A 3008-nucleotide genomic window follows, 5' to 3' on the forward strand; every position below is an offset into this window, starting at 1 on the left:
CGGCCTCTCCAAGAAAGACACCATCCGCTGCCTCAAACGACTCATCGCCCGCGAGATCTACTACACCCTCCGCCAAACCCAACCCACCCCAAACCAGCAACCAGCCACCGCTTGACATCTATAGGAGCATCCGCCTAAACCCCAACCCAGGATCACGCAGCACTACACCACTCCCGGGGACTTGACCGCGCCCGGAGCCGTCCGCTCGAACGCGCACACGATCACCGCACGTCAGAGCGGTTATGCAAAGGATCCAGTAAGCACAATTGCGATCCAGTCGTCAGGTGGGTGCCGGCGATGCGAAGGTGCGTTCCGTTGACGTAGGTCGTAGATGATGCCCGCCTCTCCAGATTTCAGATGTTTGAAATCTAGTCACCAGGAGCGCAGGGAACCCGTCTGCCGTTGGCACGCAAGCAACGAAAACGCGACGATCGATCCCACCTGGCGAGGCCATTGACAAGGGCGTGCTGCGGGACTTGTTCTGAAACTAGGCCACCATGGGGTGAATCTTCGAACTCACCCGCGCCCACGCCGCGTGGGCAGGCAATCACGCAGAGTGGAAGAGGATCATGAGCTCACCTGTTGACAATGCCGCCACGGCATACAGGGGCACGGACGTGCCCGATATTTCGGCCGAGCAGCCGGGCATTCGGGTCGAGGTCCCCGCCCTTGACTTCGACGAGGAGGACGACCAAACGCCCGCCTCAAAAGCCGACCTCGCGAAACTACTCGACTATTGGCGTCGCAAGGAGGAGGTAACGTGCCACCCATGTTTGTTGGGGGTTCCGCGCGCTCCCGAGGAGTTAAGCCTAGGCAAGCCCGGGCGTCCAATTGGTGTCTGCAAGTTTTGCTCCACGCTCACCTGCGGCTACCACGGGCTTCGCACCGAGCGTGGGATGTTTAAATGCATGCGCTGCGAACGAGGCGCGCAGGCGGCGGCAGCTGGGTACTTCGAGTGGGAAGCCAAGCAGAAACAATCCGGGCGGCTCGAGCTAGTGTCTTGAGTCGTCAACTCGCGCGTACAGTAGAGGCCGAGGGTGCCGAGGATGTGGTCGTCGTAGCTGCGGTGCGCAGACCAGCCTAGCTAAGCTAGTACTGGCATCTGATAACCACGACGACCGCCCTACAAGATGCATGTTCCGTACTGACCGAGCTGTCATACGCCAGAAGGACTGCAGCGATGGCTGTCTGGCCTGCCTGAAGTGGCATGTTTAGACTGCAGTTCATAGACAGATCGATTGACAGATCACGACGATGGCGCTCGTGATCTCCGGGCCACCCGCACGAGCCGAGGGGCGTCGTACCGCTTGATGTGGTCTCAGACTCTCGTCGCTACTGAGCAGTCTCCGGGTCGCCGGTCATGGCGAGCCGTTCCTCTGCACACGTGAGGCTCCCGGAGGACCGGCATCACGGGCACTACCGGATAGCGGAGGTTGAGCCTGCCCTACCTGCTCGGGGTTGGAACCGGACGAGTTGTCATTCTGGAGGTTTGGATGGCGAGGCAGCCGTTGCCGTTGGGGACGTGGGGGAAGACTTCTTCCCGGGCCGTGCATCGCGACGACACGGGCCGTCCAGACAAGTTCGAAGCCAAGGCCAGGTATCGGGACCCCGACGGTCGGACTCGCCGGGTGGCGGCTTGGGGGAAGACCGCGACTGGGGCGGAGAACAACCTCAGGACTCGGCTGAAGACTCGGGCGACGTTGAGCGGGTCTGCGGAGCTTAAGCCTGAGAGGCGGGTGTCGGTGGCGGCTGAGCTGTTTCTGGCGGAGATGAAGGCACTTGGCGAGCAGGACGTTTTGGCGCCGGGGACGTATCAGACCTACCGATATCAGTACGACAAGAATCTTGTGCCCCGCATAGCCGAGATTCGTCTCGTCGAGTTGACGACATCACTTGTGGACGGCGTGATTCAAGCGATCAGGAACGAGGTCGGCGTGGCAAGCGCGAAGACCTGCAAGAGCATCCTCTCGGGGACGTTCTCGCTGGCGGTGCGGCATGGCGCGTTGCCGGCGAATCCGGTACGGGAGATCAAGATTCGCGGCAAGGCGCGGCGCCCGCCGCCGCGGGCGTTGGAGGAGGATGAGAGGGAGGCCTGGTTCGAGCTGCTGCGACAGGACGAGCGTGCCATTCGCGCAGACCTGGTCGATCTGTGCAAGTTCATGCTGGCCACCGGTCAGCGGATCGGCGAGACGCTGGCCGTCACCTGGAACGAAATCAATCGGGAGACGGGCGAGGTCGACTGCAGCCACCAGATCCAGCGGCTCAGAGGCCAGGGGCTGGTACGTCGGCGAGCGAAATCGGCTGCCGGCGAGCGAATCCTCACGTTGCCAGATTGGGCTCTAGAGATGCTCATCGCCCGCCTGACACCAGGTATGTCTCCCGATTCCCCCATCTTCCCGGACTCGAAGGGCGGATTCCGGGACCCGCACAACGTCCAGCACGCGCTGCGGAACGCCCGACGCCCTATCGGTGGTCAGAGACGAGCGGAGTTGGGGGGGACGCTGAGCGGTCATCGACGCCGAGCCGGTCTCACGCAGGCTCAGACCGTAGCGAAACTAGGCTGGCAGAAGACGAGGATCAGCCTGATCGAAACCGGGCGGGTAAGGCTAGAGGCTGAGGAAGCGGTCGCTTTGGCCGATGCCTATGGGCTGAACAAGGGCGAGCAGGCAGCGCTGATGGAGCTGACCGAGCTGGCCGGCGCACGGTCGTCGGCAGACGAGATGGCTTGGGTCACTGCCCATGTCTTCCGGAAGACGACGGCGACGATTCTGGACGACTTTGGGCAGACGCCGCGAAAGATCGCTGATCAGCTGGGGCACTCAACGACGTCGACCACGATCAACCGATACATCGGTCGCCGGGCTCGGAACCCGGAGGCAGCAGGCCTATTAGACAAGGCCTTGAGGCAATACCGTTCAGTTAAGGGGTTTGACTTGGTAGGTGGGCGGTTGCTGGGGCTGGGGCCAGGTGCGGTGGTCGGCGCGTTTGACGTGCCACTTGGGCATCTT

At 62.4% G+C, this 3008-nt stretch carries 1 protein-coding gene; it reads left to right on the forward strand.

Annotation, left to right across the window (positions count from 1 at the left end):
- Nucleotides 1-1742: 1742 nt before the first annotated feature.
- Nucleotides 1743-3008 (forward strand): helix-turn-helix domain-containing protein (locus ACXC9Q_RS33685; RefSeq protein WP_457060698.1); only part of this gene is annotated, 1266 nt, incomplete at its 3' end.

The sequence above is a fragment of the Kribbella sp. CWNU-51 genome (assembly GCF_054073265.1).